Below are 16,170 nucleotides of genomic sequence, written 5' to 3'. Positions count from 1 at the left end.
CGTGCACGGGCGAACGTGAGGACCGGCATACCTGCCGTCGGCCCCGCCGCGTCGGATTGTGTGCCCATAGGCCGTGCATCGCCCGTCGCCCCCCTCGCAGTCCGTCACAAGTCCCCGGCGCCGCATGGTGCCGAGCGGCGCTGCCCCAGTCGGGACGATACACCAGTCTCGTCACTCAGGGACATAGTTCCTCTACTCTCCGTGACGACCAGCGACGATGGCGGCACGGGGTGCAGCCGGGCGGGCGCGGAGCGTCAGCGCCCGGGGTCGGGCGGCCGCACGGAAGGGATCCGTGGGGCCGCCGGGACGCCTGCAACGGCTGTCAGCCGACGGTGAGGACGAGGTTGTCGAGGGGCTTTCCCTCCGCGAACCGGTTGAGCTGAGCGGCGAGCAGTCTCTTGGCGCGGGGCAGGAAGGCGGACGTGGGTCCGCCGACGTGCGGGGAGATGAGCACTCCCGGAGCCTGCCACAACGGGTGCTCCCGGGGCAGCGGTTCGGGGTCGGTGACGTCCAGGGCCGCGAGGATCCGGCCGTTGTCGACCTCCGCGAGGAGCGCCTTGGTGTCGACCACGGGGCCGCGACCGACGTTCACCAGCAGCGCGCCGTCCTTGAGGCGGGCCAGGAAGTCCGCGTCCACGAGGCCGCGGGTGTCCTCGGTGAGCGGGGTGACGACGATGACGACGTCGGCCTCGGGCAGCAGGCCGGGCAGGTCGGCGAGCGCGTGCACGGGACCGCGCTCCGTGGTGCGGGCGGAGCGCGCGACGCGCACCACCCGCGCGACCTCGAACGGGACGAGCCGGTCCTCGATGGCGCTGCCGATGGCGCCGTAGCCCAGGATGAGCACGGTCCGGTCGGCGAGCGCCGGGCGGAATCCGGACCTCCACTCCCCGCGCTCCTGGCCGCGCACGAAGTCCGGAATGCCGCGCAGCGAGGCGAGGGTGAGGGTGAGCGCGAGTTCGGCGGTGCTGGCGTCGTGCACACCGCGCGCGTTGCACAACTGCACCCCGGGACGCAGGTACTTGAGCCCGCCCTGCACGTGGTCCACCCCCGCGGTGAGGGTCTGGACCGTGTGGACGGCGCTCATCCGCGGCAGCGGGCGTACGGAGACCTCGGCGCCCTTCGCGTACGGAACGACGTAGAACGCGCAGTCGGCCGGGTCCGCCGGGAAGTCGGAGTCACCGTCCCAGAAGCGGTAGTTGAGCCCTTCGGGAAGCCCGGGAACCTCGTCCGCGGGGAAGGGGAGCCATACATCACCAGTCATGGTCAGGAGGCTATGTCAGAGCGTCGGGGGAGCAGAGGTTAGGTTGGGGGCCTCAGCGAGGGAGGGTCACGGGCACGTGGAGCCAGGAGGTGCGCGCCGGGCGATCGGCGCCGCGGCGCTCGAGGTGGGCGCGGTCGGACTCGGTTGCATGCCGATGAACTGGGCGTACACCGGCTCGCGGCGGCGCGGGGAGGAGTCCCTGCGGGCGGTGCACACGGCGCTGGACCGGGGGTGCTCGCTGCTCGACACGGCGGACATGTACGGGCCGTTCACCAATGAGCTGCTGCTCGGCCGGGTCCTCAAGGAGCGGCGTGCGGACGCCTTCGTGTCGACCAAGGTGGGGCTGCTCGTCGGCGAGCAGCACATCGTCGCCAACGGCCGCCCGGGATATGTGCGGCGGGCCTGCGACGCGTCGCTCCGGCGGCTCCAGACGGACCGTATCGACCTGTACCAACTGCACCGCGCGGACCCCGAGGTGCCCGTCGAGGAGACCTGGGGCGCGATGGCCGAGCTGGTGAGCGCCGGCAAGGTGCGCGCGCTCGGCCTGTGCGCGGTGGGGGCGCGGGCCACGCGCCGCGACGGCCGTGCCGGGCTGCACGCCGGAACGATTCGGCAGCTGGAGCGGATCCAGCAGGTCTTCCCGGTGAGCGCGGTGATGGCCGAGCTGTCGGTGTGGTCTCCGGAGGCGCTCGCCGCGCTGCTGCCGTGGTGCGCCACGCGCGGTGTGGGGTTCCTGGCGGCGATGCCGCTGGGCAACGGCTTCCTGAGCGGGACGCTCACCCCGGGCCAGGGCTTCGAGCCCGACGACGTACGGGCCCGGCACCCGCGCTTCACCGCCGAGATGATGGCCGCGAACCAGCCGGTCGTGGCGGGGCTGCGCCGGGTCGCGGCGCGGCACGGCGCGGACGTGACGCCCGCCCAGGTGGCGCTGGCCTGGGTGCTGTCGCACGGGCGCACCGTGATCCCCGTACCGGGTACGAAGCACGAGCGCTGGGCGGCCGAGAACGCGGCGGCGGCACATCTGTCGCTGACGGACGCCGATCTGGCGGAGATCGCGGGGCTGCCCCCGGCGCGGGGCTCCTGGGACTGACCCGTCGCGGGTCCGGCCGGGTTCCGTGCGCGGAGATCGGGAACCCGGGCGGCGTGCGCGGAGTATGAACAGGAGAACCGCGCGCATCCCGCGCATCCCGCGTCGAAGGGACCCGACCGTGCCACGTCCAGCTGTCCGGCCCGCACTCGCCCTGGCCGCCTGCGCCGCGCTCCTTCTCTCGGCGGGCTGCTCGTCCGGGAACGACGGCAACCCGGGTGAGAGCAGAACCCCGACCGGCCGGTCCGGTGCGGACACGCCCGGCGCGTCCGCGTCCCCGGGCGCCGTGCCTCCGGCGAAGGGCTCGGTGCGCGTGGTGCGCACGGTCACCGAGAACCTGAAGTCACCGTGGGGGCTCGCCCCGCTGCCCGAGGACGGGCTGCTCGTCTCGTCCCGCGACGAGGGCACGATCACCCGGGTGGACACGGACACCGGGAAGAAGACGGAGCTGGGCTCGGTGCCCGGGGTGGCCCCGGCCGGCGAGGGCGGCCTCCTCGGCCTCGCCCTCTCCCCCGACTTCGCCTCGGACCACATGGTCTACGCGTACTTCACGACGGCGTCGGACAACCGCGTCGCGCGCATGATCTACGACGAGAAGAAGCCCGCGGGCGAGCAGCTCGGCGCGCCGGACACGGTGTTCAAGGGCATCCCCAAGGGCACGAACCACAACGGCGGCCGGATCGCGTTCGGCCCCGACGGGCTGCTCTACGTCGGGACCGGCGAGACGTACCGCACCGAGCTGGCGCAGGACCGGAAGTCCACGGGCGGCAAGATCCTGCGGCTGACCCCGGAGGGGCGGCCCGCGCCGGGCAATCCCTTCGGCGACTCCCCCGTGTACTCGTACGGGCACCGCAATGTGCAGGGGCTCGCCTGGGACTCGGACAAGCGGCTGTGGGCCTCCGAGTTCGGCCAGGACACCTGGGACGAGCTGAACGACATCGTGGCCGGTGACGACTACGGCTGGCCGGACGCCGAGGGGAAGAGCGACGACGCCGAGTACCACGACCCGATCGCCCAGTGGCGCACCTCGGAGGCCTCGCCCAGCGGGATCGCGTATGCGAAGGGGTCGATCTGGATGGCGGGCCTGCGGGGCGAGCGGCTGTGGCGGGTGCCGCTGGACCGCACGAAGGCGGCGCACGATCCGCAGGCCTTCCTCAAGGGCGAGTACGGGCGGCTGCGCACGGTGGTCGCGGCGGGCGGCGACAAGCTGTGGCTGGTGACGAGCGAGACGGACAGCAGGGGCACGCCCGGCAAGGGGGACGACCGGATCCTGGAGCTGAAGGTCAGCTGACGTCGTCGTCAGCCTCGGTGTCGGCGTCGGCGTCGGCGGGGGTCTCCGGGCGCGGTGGGCGGACGACGACCTTGCCCGAGGTGAGGTCTATCGGGCCGCGGCCCGGGTCGCCGTCGTTGAGGTCGACGCGGGTCAGCTCCAGCCGCTTGCGCTCGTCGTTCGTGTGCTTGCGGCCGGGCGAGAACAGTTCCTCGAACATGTTGAACACGGTGCGCCTCCCCTGGCTCGTGCGGCCGGGCTCCGCCGTCCAGCGTACGGGAGGGCCCGGCGACGGCCTCAGCCCCGGACGGCCGGGAAGAGACGCAGCCGGTGGGCGAGCGCGGCGGCCTCGCCGCGGCCGGCCACGCCCAGCTTGGCCAGGATGTTGGAGACGTGGACGCTGGCGGTCTTCGGCGAGATGAACAGCTCCTCGGCGATCTGCCGGTTGCTGCGGCCCGCGGCGACCAGGCGCAGCACATCGCGCTCGCGGCTGGTCAGGCCCAGCTCCTCGGCGGGGTCGGCGGGGGCGTCCCGGGGCGGCACGTCGCGGGTGAGACCGATGCGGGCGCGCTGGGCGAGCAGGGCGACGGACTCGGCGAGCGGGCGGGCCCCGAGGTGGCTCGCGACCGCGGCGACGAGGCGGAGCAGCTCGGTGGCGCGGTCCCGGTCGTCGTCCTCGGCGCGGGCCAGCAGCGACGCGGCGAGCCGGTGCCGGGCGCGGGCCAGGTCGTAGGGGCGGTCGAGGGGTTCGAGGACGGTGACGGTGGCCGACCAGTCCTCGGGGGTGTCGCGGGCCTCGGCGCGCAGCAGCTCGGTGCGGACCCACTGGTCGTGGGCGAGCCAGACCGGGACGGGGGTGGCCTGGTGCTTGGCGGCGGTCCGGATCCGGGCGAGGGCCTCGGCGCGTCCGGCGTCGGCGGCGGGCAGTCCCCGGGCGTCGGCCTCCGCCTCGGCGGCGGTGCGCAGCATCGGCCACAGATAGCGCTGGCTGGAGGGCGGCAGTCCGGCGTCGACGATCCGGGCCAGTTCGGCACGGGCGTCGAGCAGGCGGCCCTGGGCGACGGCCAGCTCGATGGCGCGATGGGCGATCGGCAGGTCGTACTGCGGCTGGGGATCGTGGGTGCCGATGTAGCGCTGCGCGGCGGCGAGCTGCCGGGCCGCCTCCTGGAAGGCGCCGCGCCCGACGGCGACGGCGGCCAGCTGGGTCACGGAGGTGGCGCGCGGCTTGTCGCTCAGGCAGAAGTCGCGGGCCCATCCGGCGGCCTCGACGGCCTCGTCCCAGCGGCCCAGGGAGACCAGGGACTCGGACTTGTTGGAGACGATCCAGCCCTTGGTGTCGGTGAGGCCGTGGCGGTGGTAGAAGGCGATGCCCTCGTCGCAGATGCGCACGGACTCGGCGGAGCGGCCCGCGCTCTCCAGGGCGGAGGGCAGGTTGACGTTCACGTTGTTGATCCGGGCCATCAGGCCCAGCTCCATGGAGCGCTCGCGCACCTCGTACAGCTCGGCGAAGCCCTGCTCGACGGAGCCCGCGTCGACGAGGAGGCCGCCGCGCACCAGGCGGGCGTGCAGCTCGACCTCCTGGTCGCCGACCATGCGGGCGTACTCCACGGCCCGCTCGGCGGCGGCCAGGGTCTCGGCGCCCGGGCGGTGCAGCATGCCCCAGGCGGCGGCGTGCGCCAGGACCTCGGCGTGCACGGCGGACGGGGGCAGTCCGCGGACCAGCTCCTGCGCCTTGGCGATCTCGTCCCAGCCGTTGCCACGGGCGATGTGGGAGATGATCCGCGAGCGCTGCAGCCAGAACCAGGCGGCGAGCAGCGGATCGTCCGCGCCGTCGGCCGCGGCGTCCTCCAGGATGCGGATCGCGCGCTTGCCGATCTTCAGGGAGCGTTCCCGTTCCCCGCACAGCCGGCCCGCGTCGGCGGCCTCGGCCATCAGGTCGAGGAAGCCGAGCCGGGTCTCGTCGGGGTCGCAGCCGCAGGAACGGTAGGCCGAGGAGTAGTCGCCCATGGGCAGCGCGGAGCGGATCTCCTCCGGTGTCCCGTCCCACAGCTCCATCGCCCGCTCCAGGAGCCGCAGTTGCTCGGAGTAGGCGTGCCGGCGGCGGGCCTCCACGGAGGCGTCGAGGACGGCGGGCAGCGCCTTGGCCGCGTCGTGGGCGTGGTACCAGTAGCTGGCCAGGCGCATCACGCGGGAGTCGGCGGGGACGAGGGCCGGGTCGGCCTCCAGGGCCTCCGCGTAACGGCGGTTGATGCGGGAGCGCTCGCCGGGCAGCAGGTCGTCGCTGACCGCCTCGCGGACCAGGGAGTGGCGGAAGCGGTAGCCGTCCCCGTCCGGGGTGGCGAGCAGGATGTTGGCTCCGACGGCGGCGCGCAGCGCCTCGATGAGCTCGTCGGCGCCGAGCCCGGCGACGGCTTCGAGCAGCGGGTACTCGACGGTGGAGCCGCCCTCGGCGCAGATCCGGGCGATGCGCTGGGCGGACTCGGGCAGTGATTCGACGCGGACCAGCAGGACGTCGCGCAGGGAGTCGGTGAGGCCGGTGGCGCAGCCCTCGGCCGCGGAGACGGCCAGTTCCTCGACGAAGAAGGCGTTGCCGTCGGAGCGGCGGAAGATGTCGTCGACGACCGAGCGCTCGGGTTCGGCGGCGATGATCCCGGCGATCTGGCGGGCCACCTCGTCGCGGGTGAGCCGGGCCAGTTCGATCCGGGTGACGGTGCGCAGCCGGTCCAGCTCGGCGAGCAGGGGGCGCAGCGGGTGGCGGCGGTGCACGTCGTCCGCGCGGTAGGTGGCGACGACGGCGAGGCGGCCGCTGCGCAGGGTGCGGAAGAGGTACGCGAGCAGGTGGCGGGTGGAGGCGTCCGCCCAGTGCAGGTCCTCCAGGACGACCACGACGGTGTGCTCGGCGGCGACCTGTTCGAGGAGGCGGGCGGTCAGTTCGAAGAGCAGGGCGGTGGCGCTCTCGTCGCCGCGGCCGTCACGGCCGTCGCGCTGACGGGTCAGGCCGTCGCCCAGTTCCGGCAGGATGCGGGCCAGTTCGTCCTCGCGTCCCGCGGCGGAGCGGTCCAGCTCCTCGGGCAGGGCGCGGCGCAGGGCGCGCAGCGCGGTGGAGAAGGGGGCGAACGGCAGGCCGTCGGCGCCGATCTCGACGCAGCCGCCGGTGACGACGACGGCGCCGCGCGCGCAGGCGCTCGCGGCGAACTCCTCGACGAGCCGGGTCTTGCCGACTCCGGCCTCCCCGCCGAGCAGCAGGGCCTGCGGCTCGCCGGCGGCGGCGCGGCCGAGGGCGGTGTGCAATATGCCGAGTTCGTCGGCGCGGCCGACGAACACCGGGCTGACGGACCTGGTCTCCACGTCGCCGAGCATCGCACACGCGTCTGACAGCCCGGCGCCTTTTTCTGCCGAGAGCGACGAGCCCTCCGAGAGCGACGAGCCCTCCGTGAACGACGAGAAGGGGAGGACGGCCGCCGTGCCGTCCTCCCCTTCCGCCCGGCTCCCCGTGCGGGGCACCGTGTTCACGCCGTACGGGCGAAGCGCGTGCGATGCGGACCGCCGGTACTCACCGGCCCCTCCGCGTCCATGGCGCTGGAACTCCGCTCCGCCCTGCGGGCCTTGCGGGCCGCGCGGGCCGCCCGCAGCCGGCGGTGCTCCTCGGCCTGCCGGATGAGTTCGGCGGAGCGGATCTGGTGCATCTCGTACTCGAACATCTCGTCTCCCTGGTGACGATCGGTGTGGCTCTCGCGGTGTCTTCCGCGATGCCTCAACTCTCGGTTCCCAGGGGGGTGCGGCACATCGGGAGAGTGCCGCATCTCCGGGCGACGGGATGCCTTATCCGGGCTCCTGAGGTCCTTAGACGCCTCAGAAAAGCCTTAGTCGGTGCCTCAGCTGGTCTTGGGCAGCCCGAGGAGCAGGTCCGAGTACTTGGCGATGGCGAGCAGCAGGCCCAGGACACCGAGCGAGACACCGGCCCACGCCACGGACTTGATCCAGATCGCCTGCGGTCGGCCGGGCACCCCGAAGGCGGGCCTGACCAGCACGAACGCGCCGACGAGCAGGGCGATCAGGGAGATGACGCCGCCGACCAGGGCGGCGGCGTGCCAGGAGTCGCCGTAGACCTCGGAGACCTGGGTGGCGACGCTGGCGGACTGCGAGGTGTTGAGCTGGCCGATGAGGGATTCGCGGGCGGAGGCGATGGTGCCGAGCCAGCTGCCGCTCATCGCGACGACGCCGAGGGCGACGGAGACGATGGCGGCGGCGCCCTGGCCGACCCCGGAGGGACGGTCCGCCTCGGCGTTCTCCTCGGCCAGTCGCGCCAGTTCGGCCTCGGCCGCCGCCTCGGCGGCCTCGTCGTCCTCAGTGGCCCCGGCCTCGGTGATCTCGGCCTCGGTGGCGTCGGTGGTCTCCTGGGAGGGGGCGTCCTCCTCCCGGATCTCTGCATCGCGCTGCGCGTCAGTCTTCGTAGTCATGCTGCGCACCGTACGGACGCTGTCTGAGAGGTCTCTTAACGTTTCTTGTGCGCGTCGCGTGCGCTGCGCCACTCCGGGGCGAGCAGCGACCAGACCTCCAGGTCATGGCGTTCGCCGCGCCATTCATGTGCCTCGCGTCGCACACCGTCCCTGCGGAAACCGAGCCGCTCGGCCACCTTCAGACTCGCGGAGTTCCCGGACGCGGCCACCCATTCCACCCGGTGGATGCCGCGCTCCTCGACGATCCACTCCAGCAGGACGCGCATCGCGCGCGTGATCAGCCCGCGGCCGGTCGCCGCCGGCTCCAGCCAGCAGCCCACCTCCGCATTGCCCGTCGCGGCGTCGAAGTTGAGCGTGAGCACCCCGCCGACCAGCCGGCCGTCCAGCCAGATGCCGTGGTACGAGCCCGTGTCCGCGGCCCGCATGTCGGTGTAGCGCTGGAGGGTGCTCCGCGCCGAGTCCACGTCCGTGGCCTGCGAGCCGAACGGGATGAACTGCCCGATGAACTCCCGCCCACGCTCCAGGTTCGCCAGGAACTCCTCGGCGTGCCAGGTCTCCAGGGGCCGCAGTTCGGCGCCCTCGTCACCGAGCGGGATCGCGTACATCGGACTCCTTCACCTGTCGCTGTCCGGGCAGGGTCACCTTCTCATGGGCGGCGCGGCACTCCGGCGGCTCGATGCTGATGCGGGGCAGGACGCGGCCGAGCCAGCGGGGCAGCCACCAGTTGGCGCCGCCGAGCAGGTGCATCAGGGCCGGCACCAGCAGCGTGCGCAGGATGAAGGCGTCCACGGCGACGGCCACCGCGAGCGCGATGCCGAACATCGCGATCACCCGGTCGCCGCTGAGCACGAAGGCCAGGAAGACCGAGATCATGATCACCGCGGCCGAGTTGATCACGCGGCTGGTCTCGGCGAGGCCGACCCGGACGGCCCGCCGGTTGTCGCCGGTCTCCAGCCATTCCTCGTACATCCGGCTGACCAGGAAGACCTGGTAGTCCATGGAGAGCCCGAAGAGGACCGACACCATGATCACGGGCAGGAAGGGCTCGATCGGGCCGGCCGCGCCGAGTCCGAGCAGTTCGCTCCCCCAGCCCCACTGGAAGATCGCGACCACGACGCCGAAGGCGGCGCAGACGGCGGCGATGTTCATGGCCGCCGCCTTCAGCGGGATGCCGATGGACCGGAAGGCGAGCAGCAGCAGGAGGCAGCCGAGTCCGACCACGGCGCCCACGAACAGCGGCAGCTTGCCGACGATGACCTCGGCGAAGTCGTCGTAGCTGGCCGTGACGCCACCGATCTGGACGTCGAGGCCGGAGCGCGGCACGACGTCCGTGCGCAGGTCGTCGACGAGGTCGCTGGTCGCCCGCGACTGCGGGGCGGAGGAGGGGACGACGGTGAGGTACGCGGCGGAGTCGTCGCCGTTGTACGTGATCGGGGAGACGGCCGCGACGCCTTCGGTGGTCCGCAGCTCGCCGGCCAGCGCCTGGACCGCGGCCTTGTCCCGGGCGCCGTCGACCTCGGTGACGAGGGTGAGCGGGCCGTTGACCCCTGGGCCGAAACCGTCGGCCAGCAGGTCGTAGGCCTGCCGGGTCGTCGCGGACTTCGGGTTGTTGCCCTGGTCGGAGGTGCCGAGGTGGAGGGAGAGGGTGGGCAGCGCGAGGACCGTGATCACGGCGAGCGCGATCCCGCCGAGCAGCTTGGGGTGCCGCTCGACGAACGCGGCCCAGCGCGCGGCGAGCCCCGTCGGCAGCTCCGGCTCGGGCCCGTGCTCGGCGAGGCGGCGCCGCTCGCGCCGGGACAGCGCGCGCGTCCCGATGAACGAGAGCAGCGCGGGCAGCAGCGTCACCGAGGCGGCGACGGTGAGCAGGACGGTGACGGAGGCGGCGATGGCGACGCCGTTGAGGAAGCTGAGGTTCAGCAGCAGCATGCCGAGCAGGGCGATGCAGACGGTCGCGCCCGCGAAGACGACGGCGCGGCCGGTGGTGGCCACGGCCCGTTCGGCGGCGACCGCCACGGGCAGCCCCCGCTTCAGGCCTCTGCGGTGCCGGGTCACGATGAACAGCGCGTAGTCGATGCCGACGCCGAGCCCGACCAGCATGCCGAGCATCGGCGCGAAGTCGGCGACGGTCATGGCGTGCCCGAGCAGCACGATCCCGGCGTACGCGGTGCCCACGCTGACCAGGGCGGTGGCGATGGGCAGCGCGGCGGCGGCGAGGGACCCGAAGGCGAGGAAGAGGACCACGGCGGCGACCACGACGCCGATCACCTCGGACAGGTGCGCCGACGTCGACTCGGTGAGGGCGACGGCGCTGCCGCCGAGCTCCACCTCGAGCCCGTCGGGTCCGTGCGTCTCGGCGTCCTCGGCGGTGTCGACGACCGCCCGCGCCTGGGCGACCGGGATGTTGTCGGCCTGCTCGTCGAAGGTGACGGTCGCGTACGCGGTGTGACCGTCGGCGCTGATCAGGTCGGCGCCGCCGCTGCCGTACGGCGAGACGACGGAGGAGACGCCGGGCAGGGCGGCGAGCTGCCCGAGCGTGTTGCTCATGGTCTTCTCGACGTCGGCGGCCCGGACGGTCGAGCCCTCGATGTGCCAGACGACGGTGTCGCTGTCGCCGCCGAGCCCCGAGAAGTTCTCGTCGAGGAGCTGGGTGGCGCGGCCGGATTCGGTGCCCGGTGCCTCGTAGTCGTTCGAGTACGCGGACCCGGCGACGGCGGCGGCCGCACTGGTGCCGCCGAGGGCGAGGAGCCACAGCAGGAGGACGACGAGCCGGTGCCGTACGCACCAGCGGGCGAGAGTAGCCACAGGCGTGCTCCCCGGTGGTTCATGGATCTTTGCCGGGGAGCAGCCGCGCAGAAGGGACGAGCCCGCAAAGAACACGTGAGCAGTGGCCAGTCACTCTTACAGGCAAACGTGATCGTTTGTCTCTTTCGTGTCCTTACTCACAGGATGTCGGACTGGTGCACAGCCCCTGCTCAGCCGAGGAGTTGGAGCCCCGCCCACAGCGCCGTGGTGGACAGCAGCAGCGTCGCCGGGACGGTGAGCAGGCCGAGGCGGGTGAAGTCGCCCAGCTCGGGCTCGGTGCCGTGGGCGTGCACGATGCGCCGCCACAGCAGGGTGGCGAGCGAGCCGACGTACGTCAGATTGGGGCCGACGTTGACGCCGATGAGCGCAGCCAGGACCGGGCCCGGTCCCGCCGGGGCGACGACCGGGAGCAGGGCGAGGGTCGCGGGCAGGTTGTTGATCAGGTTCGCGAGGAGCGCCGCGACGGCGGTGACGGCGAGCAGCGCGGGCAGCCCGGTGCCGTCGGGCAGGACGTGGCCGATGACGTCGCCGAGCCCGTTGTCGACGAGCGCCTTGACGACGATGCCGAGGGCGAGGACGAACAGGCAGAACGGCAGGTTCGCCGATTTCAGCAGCTCGCCCGGGGTGGAGTCGCGCCGGGCGAGGGCCCGCGCGCCGAGCACGACGGCGCCGGCGAGGGCGGCCCACACCGGCTCGATCCCGGCGAAGGAGGTGACGGCGAACCCGGCGAGGGTCAGCGCGAGCACGACCAGCGTGAACACCGGGACGCCGGTCGGCTCCGCCTCGTCCGGGGCGTGCGCCGGGGCGGCCAGGTCGGCGGCGAAGTAGCGGCGGAAGACCAGGTACTCGACGCCGATCGCGACCAGCCAGGGCAGCGCCATGAGCCCGGCGAAGCGGGTGAAGGTGAGGCCGCTCGCGGTGAGGGCCAGCAGATTGGTGAGGTTGGAGACCGGGAGCAGGAGCGACGCGGAGTTGGCCAGGTGGGCGCTCGCGTAGACGTGCGGGCGGGGGCGGGCGCCGATCCGGGCCGCCGTGGCGAAGACGACCGGGGTGAGCAGGACGACGGTGGCGTCCAGGCTCAGTACGGCGGTGACGCCCGCGGCGACCGCGAAGACACCGCCGAGCATGCGGGATGGGCTGCCGTGGCAGGCGCGGGCCACGGCGTCGCCGGCGGCCTTGAACAGGCCCTCGTCGGCGCAGAGCTGGGCGAGCAGCAGGATCGCGGCGAGGAAGCCGACGACGGGGAGCAGGTCCTTGGTCTCGGACCAGGCGTGGTCGGGGCTTACGGCGCCGACGAGCACGACGATCCCGGCCGCGGGCACGGCGGCGACGGCCTCCGGCAGGTTGCGGGGGCGGAGTACGGCGAAGGCCAGTGTGGCCAGCAGGAGAATGATGGCCAGGATCTCGGCCGACGTCGTGCTCAGAGTGCTGCTCCGTTCCACGGGGCTCCGCCCCGGACCCCCGCTCCTCAAACGCCGGAGGGGCTGGATATATCCAGCCCCTCCTCAAAAAAGGGAACTCAGCCCTCGCTGACGCCCAGCTTCTCCAGGATCAGTTCCTTGACGCGGGCCGCGTCGGCCTGACCCCGGGTCGCCTTCATGACGGCGCCCACGAGGGCTCCGGCGGCGGCGACCTTGCCGGACTGGATCTTGGCGACGATGCCGGCGTTGCCCGCGATCGCCTCGTCCACGGCCGTGTTGAGCGCGCCCTCGTCCGAGACGACCTTCAGGCCGCGCTTCTCGACGACCTCGTCCGGGGTGCCCTCGCCCTTGAGGACGCCGTCGATGACCTGGCGGGCCAGCTTGTCGTTGAGGTCGCCCTTGGCGACCAGCTCCGACACCCGGGCCACGTACTCGGGCGTGATGGGCAGTTCGCCGAGCTCGACGCCCTGCTCGTTGGCGTTGCGCGCCAGCTCGCCCATCCACCACTTGCGGGCGGAGGTCGAGTCGGCACCGGCGTTGATCGTCGCGACGATCGGGCCGATGGCGCCGGCGTTGCGGATCGACTGCATGTCGTGGGCGCTGATCGCCCACTCCTCGATCAGCCGGTTGCGCTGCGCGAGCGGCAGCTCGGGCAGCTCGGACCGCAGGGCCTCGACCCACTCGCGGGACGGGGCGACCGGGACCAGGTCGGGCTCCGGGAAGTACCGGTAGTCCTCGGCGTTGTCCTTGATGCGGCCCGACGTGGTGGAGCCGTCCTCCTCGTGGAAGTGACGGGTCTCCTGCACGATGGTGCCGCCCGAGTTCAGGACGGCCGCGTGGCGCTGGATCTCGAAGCGCGCCGCACGCTCCACGGAACGGAGCGAGTTGACGTTCTTCGTCTCCGAGCGCGTACCGAACTCCTCGCGCCCGTGCGGACGCAGCGACAGGTTCACGTCGCAGCGCATCTGGCCCTTGTCCATGCGGGCCTCGGAGACGTCGAGCGCCTTGATGACCTCGCGCAGCTCGGCGACGTACGCCTTGGCGACCTCGGGGGCCCGCTCGCCCGCGCCCTCGATGGGCTTGGTGACGATCTCGATGAGCGGGATGCCGGCGCGGTTGTAGTCGAGCAGCGAGTGCGAGGCGCCCTGGATGCGGCCGGTGGCACCGCCGACGTGCGTCGACTTGCCGGTGTCCTCCTCCATGTGGGCGCGCTCGATCTCCACGCGGAAGACCTCGCCGTCCTCCAGCTGTACGTCGAGGTAGCCGTTGAAGGCGATGGGCTCGTCGTACTGGGAGGTCTGGAAGTTCTTCGGCATGTCCGGATAGAAGTAGTTCTTCCGGGCGAAACGGCACCATTCGGCGATCTCGCAGTGCAGCGCGAGGCCGATCTTGATGGCCGACTCGACGCCGATCTCGTTCACGACCGGCAGCGCGCCGGGCAGACCGAGACAGGTCGGGCAGGTCTGACTGTTGGCGTCCTGCTTCAGCTCGGTGGAGCAGCCGCAGAACATCTTCGTCTTCGTGCCGAGTTCGACATGGACCTCGAGGCCCATGACGGGGTCGTACGCCGCGAGGGCTTCCTCGTACGACACCAGGTCAGTCGTGGCAGTCACGGTGAAACTTTCCCTCTCAGCCCAGCAGGACGTCGTCGTCGCCCAGGCGCTTGAGCTCCCGGTAGAGGATCGCCAGGCCGGTAACGATGGCGGCGGCGGACACGGCGGCGTCGATCAGCCGCAGCGTGTCGTTGTCGTTCTTGGCCATCCGCGCCTGCTTCGCGACGCTGATCGCGCCGAAGGCGGTGCTGGCGGCCGACACGTACACGCCGGTCTTGGACTTCTTGAAGTTCTTGGCCTTCTTTGCCATGGCACTCACAGCGACGGAGCCTCCTCAAGCAGCGGGTGCCCCCACTTTTCCACGAAGGCGGCCTCGACGGCCGCGCCGACCTTGTACAGCCGGTCGTCCTTCATGGCGGGGGCGATGATCTGCAGGCCGACCGGCAGTCCGTCCTCCGGCGCGAGGCCGCAGGGCAGCGACATGGCGGAGTTGCCGGCCAGGTTGGTCGGGATGGTGCACAGGTCCGCGAGGTACATCGCCATCGGGTCGTCGGCGCGCTCGCCGATCGGGAACGCGGTGGTCGGCGTCGTCGGGGAGACGATGACGTCCACGGACTCGAAGGCCGCCTCGAACTCGCGGGTGATGAGGGTGCGGACCTTCTGGGCACTGCCGTAGTACGCGTCGTAGTAGCCGGAGCTCAGCGCGTACGTGCCCAGGATGATGCGGCGCTTGACCTCGTCGCCGAAGCCGGCCTCGCGGGTCAGCGCGGTGACCTCCTCGGCGGAGTGCGTGCCGTCGTCGCCGACCCGCAGGCCGTACCGCATGGCGTCGAACCGGGCGAGGTTCGAGGAGCACTCCGACGGGGCGATCAGGTAGTACGCGGACAGCGCCAGGTCGAACGACGGGCAGTCCAGCTCGACGATCTCGGCGCCGAGCGACTTCAGCAGCTCGACGGACTCGTCGAAGCGCTGCACGACGCCGGCCTGGTAGCCCTCGCCGCGGAACTGCTTGACGATGCCGACGCGCATGCCCCGCACCGAGCCGTTGCGCGCGGCCTCGACGACCGGCGGGACCGGGGCGTCGATGGACGTGGAGTCGAGCGGGTCGTGACCGGCGATCGCCTCGTGCAGCAGCGCCGCGTCCAGGACCGTGCGGGCGCAGGGCCCGCCCTGGTCGAGGGAGGACGAGAACGCGACCATGCCGAAGCGGGAGACGCCGCCGTACGTGGGCTTCACGCCGACGGTGCCGGTGACGGCGGCGGGCTGGCGGATGGAACCGCCGGTGTCCGTGCCGATGGCCAGCGGGGCCTCGTACGCGGCGAGCGCGGCCGAGGAGCCGCCGCCGGAGCCGCCGGGGATGCGGGTCAGGTCCCACGGGTTGCCCGTCGGCCCGTACGCGCTGTTCTCGGTGGAGGACCCCATGGCGAACTCGTCCATGTTGGTCTTGCCGAGGACCACGACGTCGGCGGCCTTCAGCTTCTTGACCAGCGTGGCGTCGTACGGCGGGATCCAGCCCTCGAGGATCTTGGAGCCGACCGTGGTCGGGATCCCCTCGGTGGTGAAGATGTCCTTCAGCGCGAGCGGGACGCCGGCCAGCGGGCCCAGCTTCTCGCCCGCGGCACGCTTGGCGTCCACGGCGGCGGCCTGCTTCAGCGCGCCCTCGCGGTCGACGTGCAGGAAGGCGTGCACCTTCTCGTCGACGGCCCCGATCCGGGCCAGGTGGGCCTCGGTGACCTCGACGGCCGTGAGCTCACCGGAAGCGATCTTCGCGGCGATCTCGGCGGCGGTGAGCTTGATGATGTTGATGTCCGTCATGGCTGTTTAGTCCTCCCCCAGGATCTGCGGCACCTTGAAACGCTGCTGCTCCTGGGCCGGGGCGCCGGAGAGCGCCTGCTCGGGGGTGAGCGACGGACGGACCTCGTCCGCGCGCATGACGTTCGTCAGCGGCAGCGGGTGGGAGGTCGGCGGTACGTCTTGGTCGGCGACCTCGCTGACGCGGGCGACCGCGCCGATGATGTCGTCGAGCTGGCCTGCGAAGTGGTCGAGCTCTTCGGGCTTCAGCTCCAGACGCGCCAGCCGGGCGAGGTGGGCGACCTCCTCGCGCGTGATGCCAGGCATGCAGCGATCCTCTGGGGTGAGTGTGTGTGGTTTGGGCTCAATCCTATGGGTGCCCGGGGTGTGCCTGGTAAACGGATATCCAGCGCGGCTCTCGTCGTGGCTGGTCGCGCGGTTCCCCGCGCCCCTGAAGGGCGAGCTCCGCTCGCTTCAGGGGCGCGGGGAACTGCGCGAGAAGAGGCCACCGGCCGTCAGCCGAAC

The 16,170-nt window shown here is 72.3% G+C and carries 14 protein-coding genes; 2 read left to right on the top strand and 12 right to left on the bottom strand.

Features of this window, described 5'->3' with window-relative positions; all coding sequences use genetic code 11:
- Nucleotides 1-322: 322 nt before the first annotated feature.
- Entirely contained in the window at nt 323-1,261 is a 939-nt protein-coding gene (locus ABZ930_RS24745) for a 2-hydroxyacid dehydrogenase (RefSeq protein ID WP_361551527.1), read from the bottom strand.
- Nucleotides 1,262-1,337: 76 nt separating this feature from the next.
- On the opposite strand from ABZ930_RS24745, the gene ABZ930_RS24740 reads away from it, so the two are divergent.
- Complete coding sequence (locus ABZ930_RS24740; protein WP_361551524.1) at nt 1,338-2,351, top strand: aldo/keto reductase; 1,014 nt, start codon at nt 1,338-1,340, stop codon at nt 2,349-2,351.
- Nucleotides 2,352-2,469: 118 nt separating this feature from the next.
- Nucleotides 2,470-3,639, top strand: coding sequence for a PQQ-dependent sugar dehydrogenase (locus tag ABZ930_RS24735; RefSeq protein ID WP_361551521.1), 1,170 nt, complete (start codon nt 2,470-2,472; stop codon nt 3,637-3,639).
- Here the strand turns inward: ABZ930_RS24735 and ABZ930_RS24730 are convergent.
- The 11 genes from ABZ930_RS24730 to gatC form a co-directional block, all read right to left on the bottom strand.
- Nucleotides 3,632-3,838, bottom strand: coding sequence for a DUF6191 domain-containing protein (locus tag ABZ930_RS24730; RefSeq protein WP_361551518.1), 207 nt, complete (start codon nt 3,836-3,838; stop codon nt 3,632-3,634). The genes ABZ930_RS24735 and ABZ930_RS24730 overlap by 8 nt on opposite strands.
- A 77-nt stretch (nt 3,839-3,915) precedes the next feature.
- Entirely contained in the window at nt 3,916-6,978 is a 3,063-nt protein-coding gene (locus ABZ930_RS24725) for an AAA family ATPase (protein ID WP_361551557.1), read from the bottom strand.
- A 149-nt stretch (nt 6,979-7,127) separates the two neighbouring features.
- Entirely contained in the window at nt 7,128-7,319 is a 192-nt protein-coding gene (locus tag ABZ930_RS24720) for a hypothetical protein (protein ID WP_361551515.1), read from the bottom strand.
- A gap of 174 nt (nt 7,320-7,493) precedes the next feature.
- Complete coding sequence (locus ABZ930_RS24715) at nt 7,494-8,078, bottom strand: hypothetical protein (RefSeq protein WP_361551512.1); 585 nt, start codon at nt 8,076-8,078, stop codon at nt 7,494-7,496.
- A gap of 35 nt (nt 8,079-8,113) precedes the next feature.
- A complete protein-coding gene (locus ABZ930_RS24710) occupies nt 8,114-8,683 on the bottom strand; it encodes a GNAT family protein (RefSeq protein ID WP_361551509.1) in 570 nt (189 codons plus the stop codon).
- The gene (locus tag ABZ930_RS24705; protein ID WP_361551506.1) at nt 8,661-10,880 is read right to left on the bottom strand and encodes an MMPL family transporter; all 2,220 of its coding nucleotides are present in this window, start codon (nt 10,878-10,880) and stop codon (nt 8,661-8,663) included. The genes ABZ930_RS24710 and ABZ930_RS24705 overlap by 23 nt, the downstream gene beginning before the upstream one ends.
- Before the next feature lie 170 nt (nt 10,881-11,050).
- On the bottom strand, nt 11,051-12,322 hold the full coding sequence (locus tag ABZ930_RS24700) for an SLC13 family permease (protein ID WP_361551503.1): 1,272 nt from the start codon (nt 12,320-12,322) through the stop codon (nt 11,051-11,053).
- Between the two features lie 77 nt (nt 12,323-12,399).
- Nucleotides 12,400-13,914 (bottom strand): Asp-tRNA(Asn)/Glu-tRNA(Gln) amidotransferase subunit GatB, encoded by a 1,515-nt coding sequence (gene gatB, locus ABZ930_RS24695; RefSeq protein ID WP_361551500.1) that lies wholly within the window; start codon nt 13,912-13,914, stop codon nt 12,400-12,402.
- A 16-nt stretch (nt 13,915-13,930) separates the two neighbouring features.
- Nucleotides 13,931-14,164, bottom strand: a complete 234-nt coding sequence (locus tag ABZ930_RS24690; protein ID WP_207827847.1) for a hypothetical protein — start codon at nt 14,162-14,164, stop codon at nt 13,931-13,933.
- Nucleotides 14,165-14,169: 5 nt separating this feature from the next.
- Complete coding sequence (gene gatA, locus ABZ930_RS24685; RefSeq protein ID WP_361551497.1) at nt 14,170-15,669, bottom strand: Asp-tRNA(Asn)/Glu-tRNA(Gln) amidotransferase subunit GatA; 1,500 nt, start codon at nt 15,667-15,669, stop codon at nt 14,170-14,172.
- A gap of 6 nt (nt 15,670-15,675) precedes the next feature.
- Entirely contained in the window at nt 15,676-15,972 is a 297-nt protein-coding gene (gene gatC / locus ABZ930_RS24680; protein WP_018531282.1) for an Asp-tRNA(Asn)/Glu-tRNA(Gln) amidotransferase subunit GatC, read from the bottom strand.
- Between the last annotated feature and the right edge of the window lie 198 nt (nt 15,973-16,170).

The organism is Streptomyces sp. NPDC046716 (assembly GCF_040645755.1).
Lineage (GTDB): Bacteria > Actinomycetota > Actinomycetes > Streptomycetales > Streptomycetaceae > Streptomyces.
This window is presented reverse-complemented; position numbering and strand designations above follow the sequence as displayed.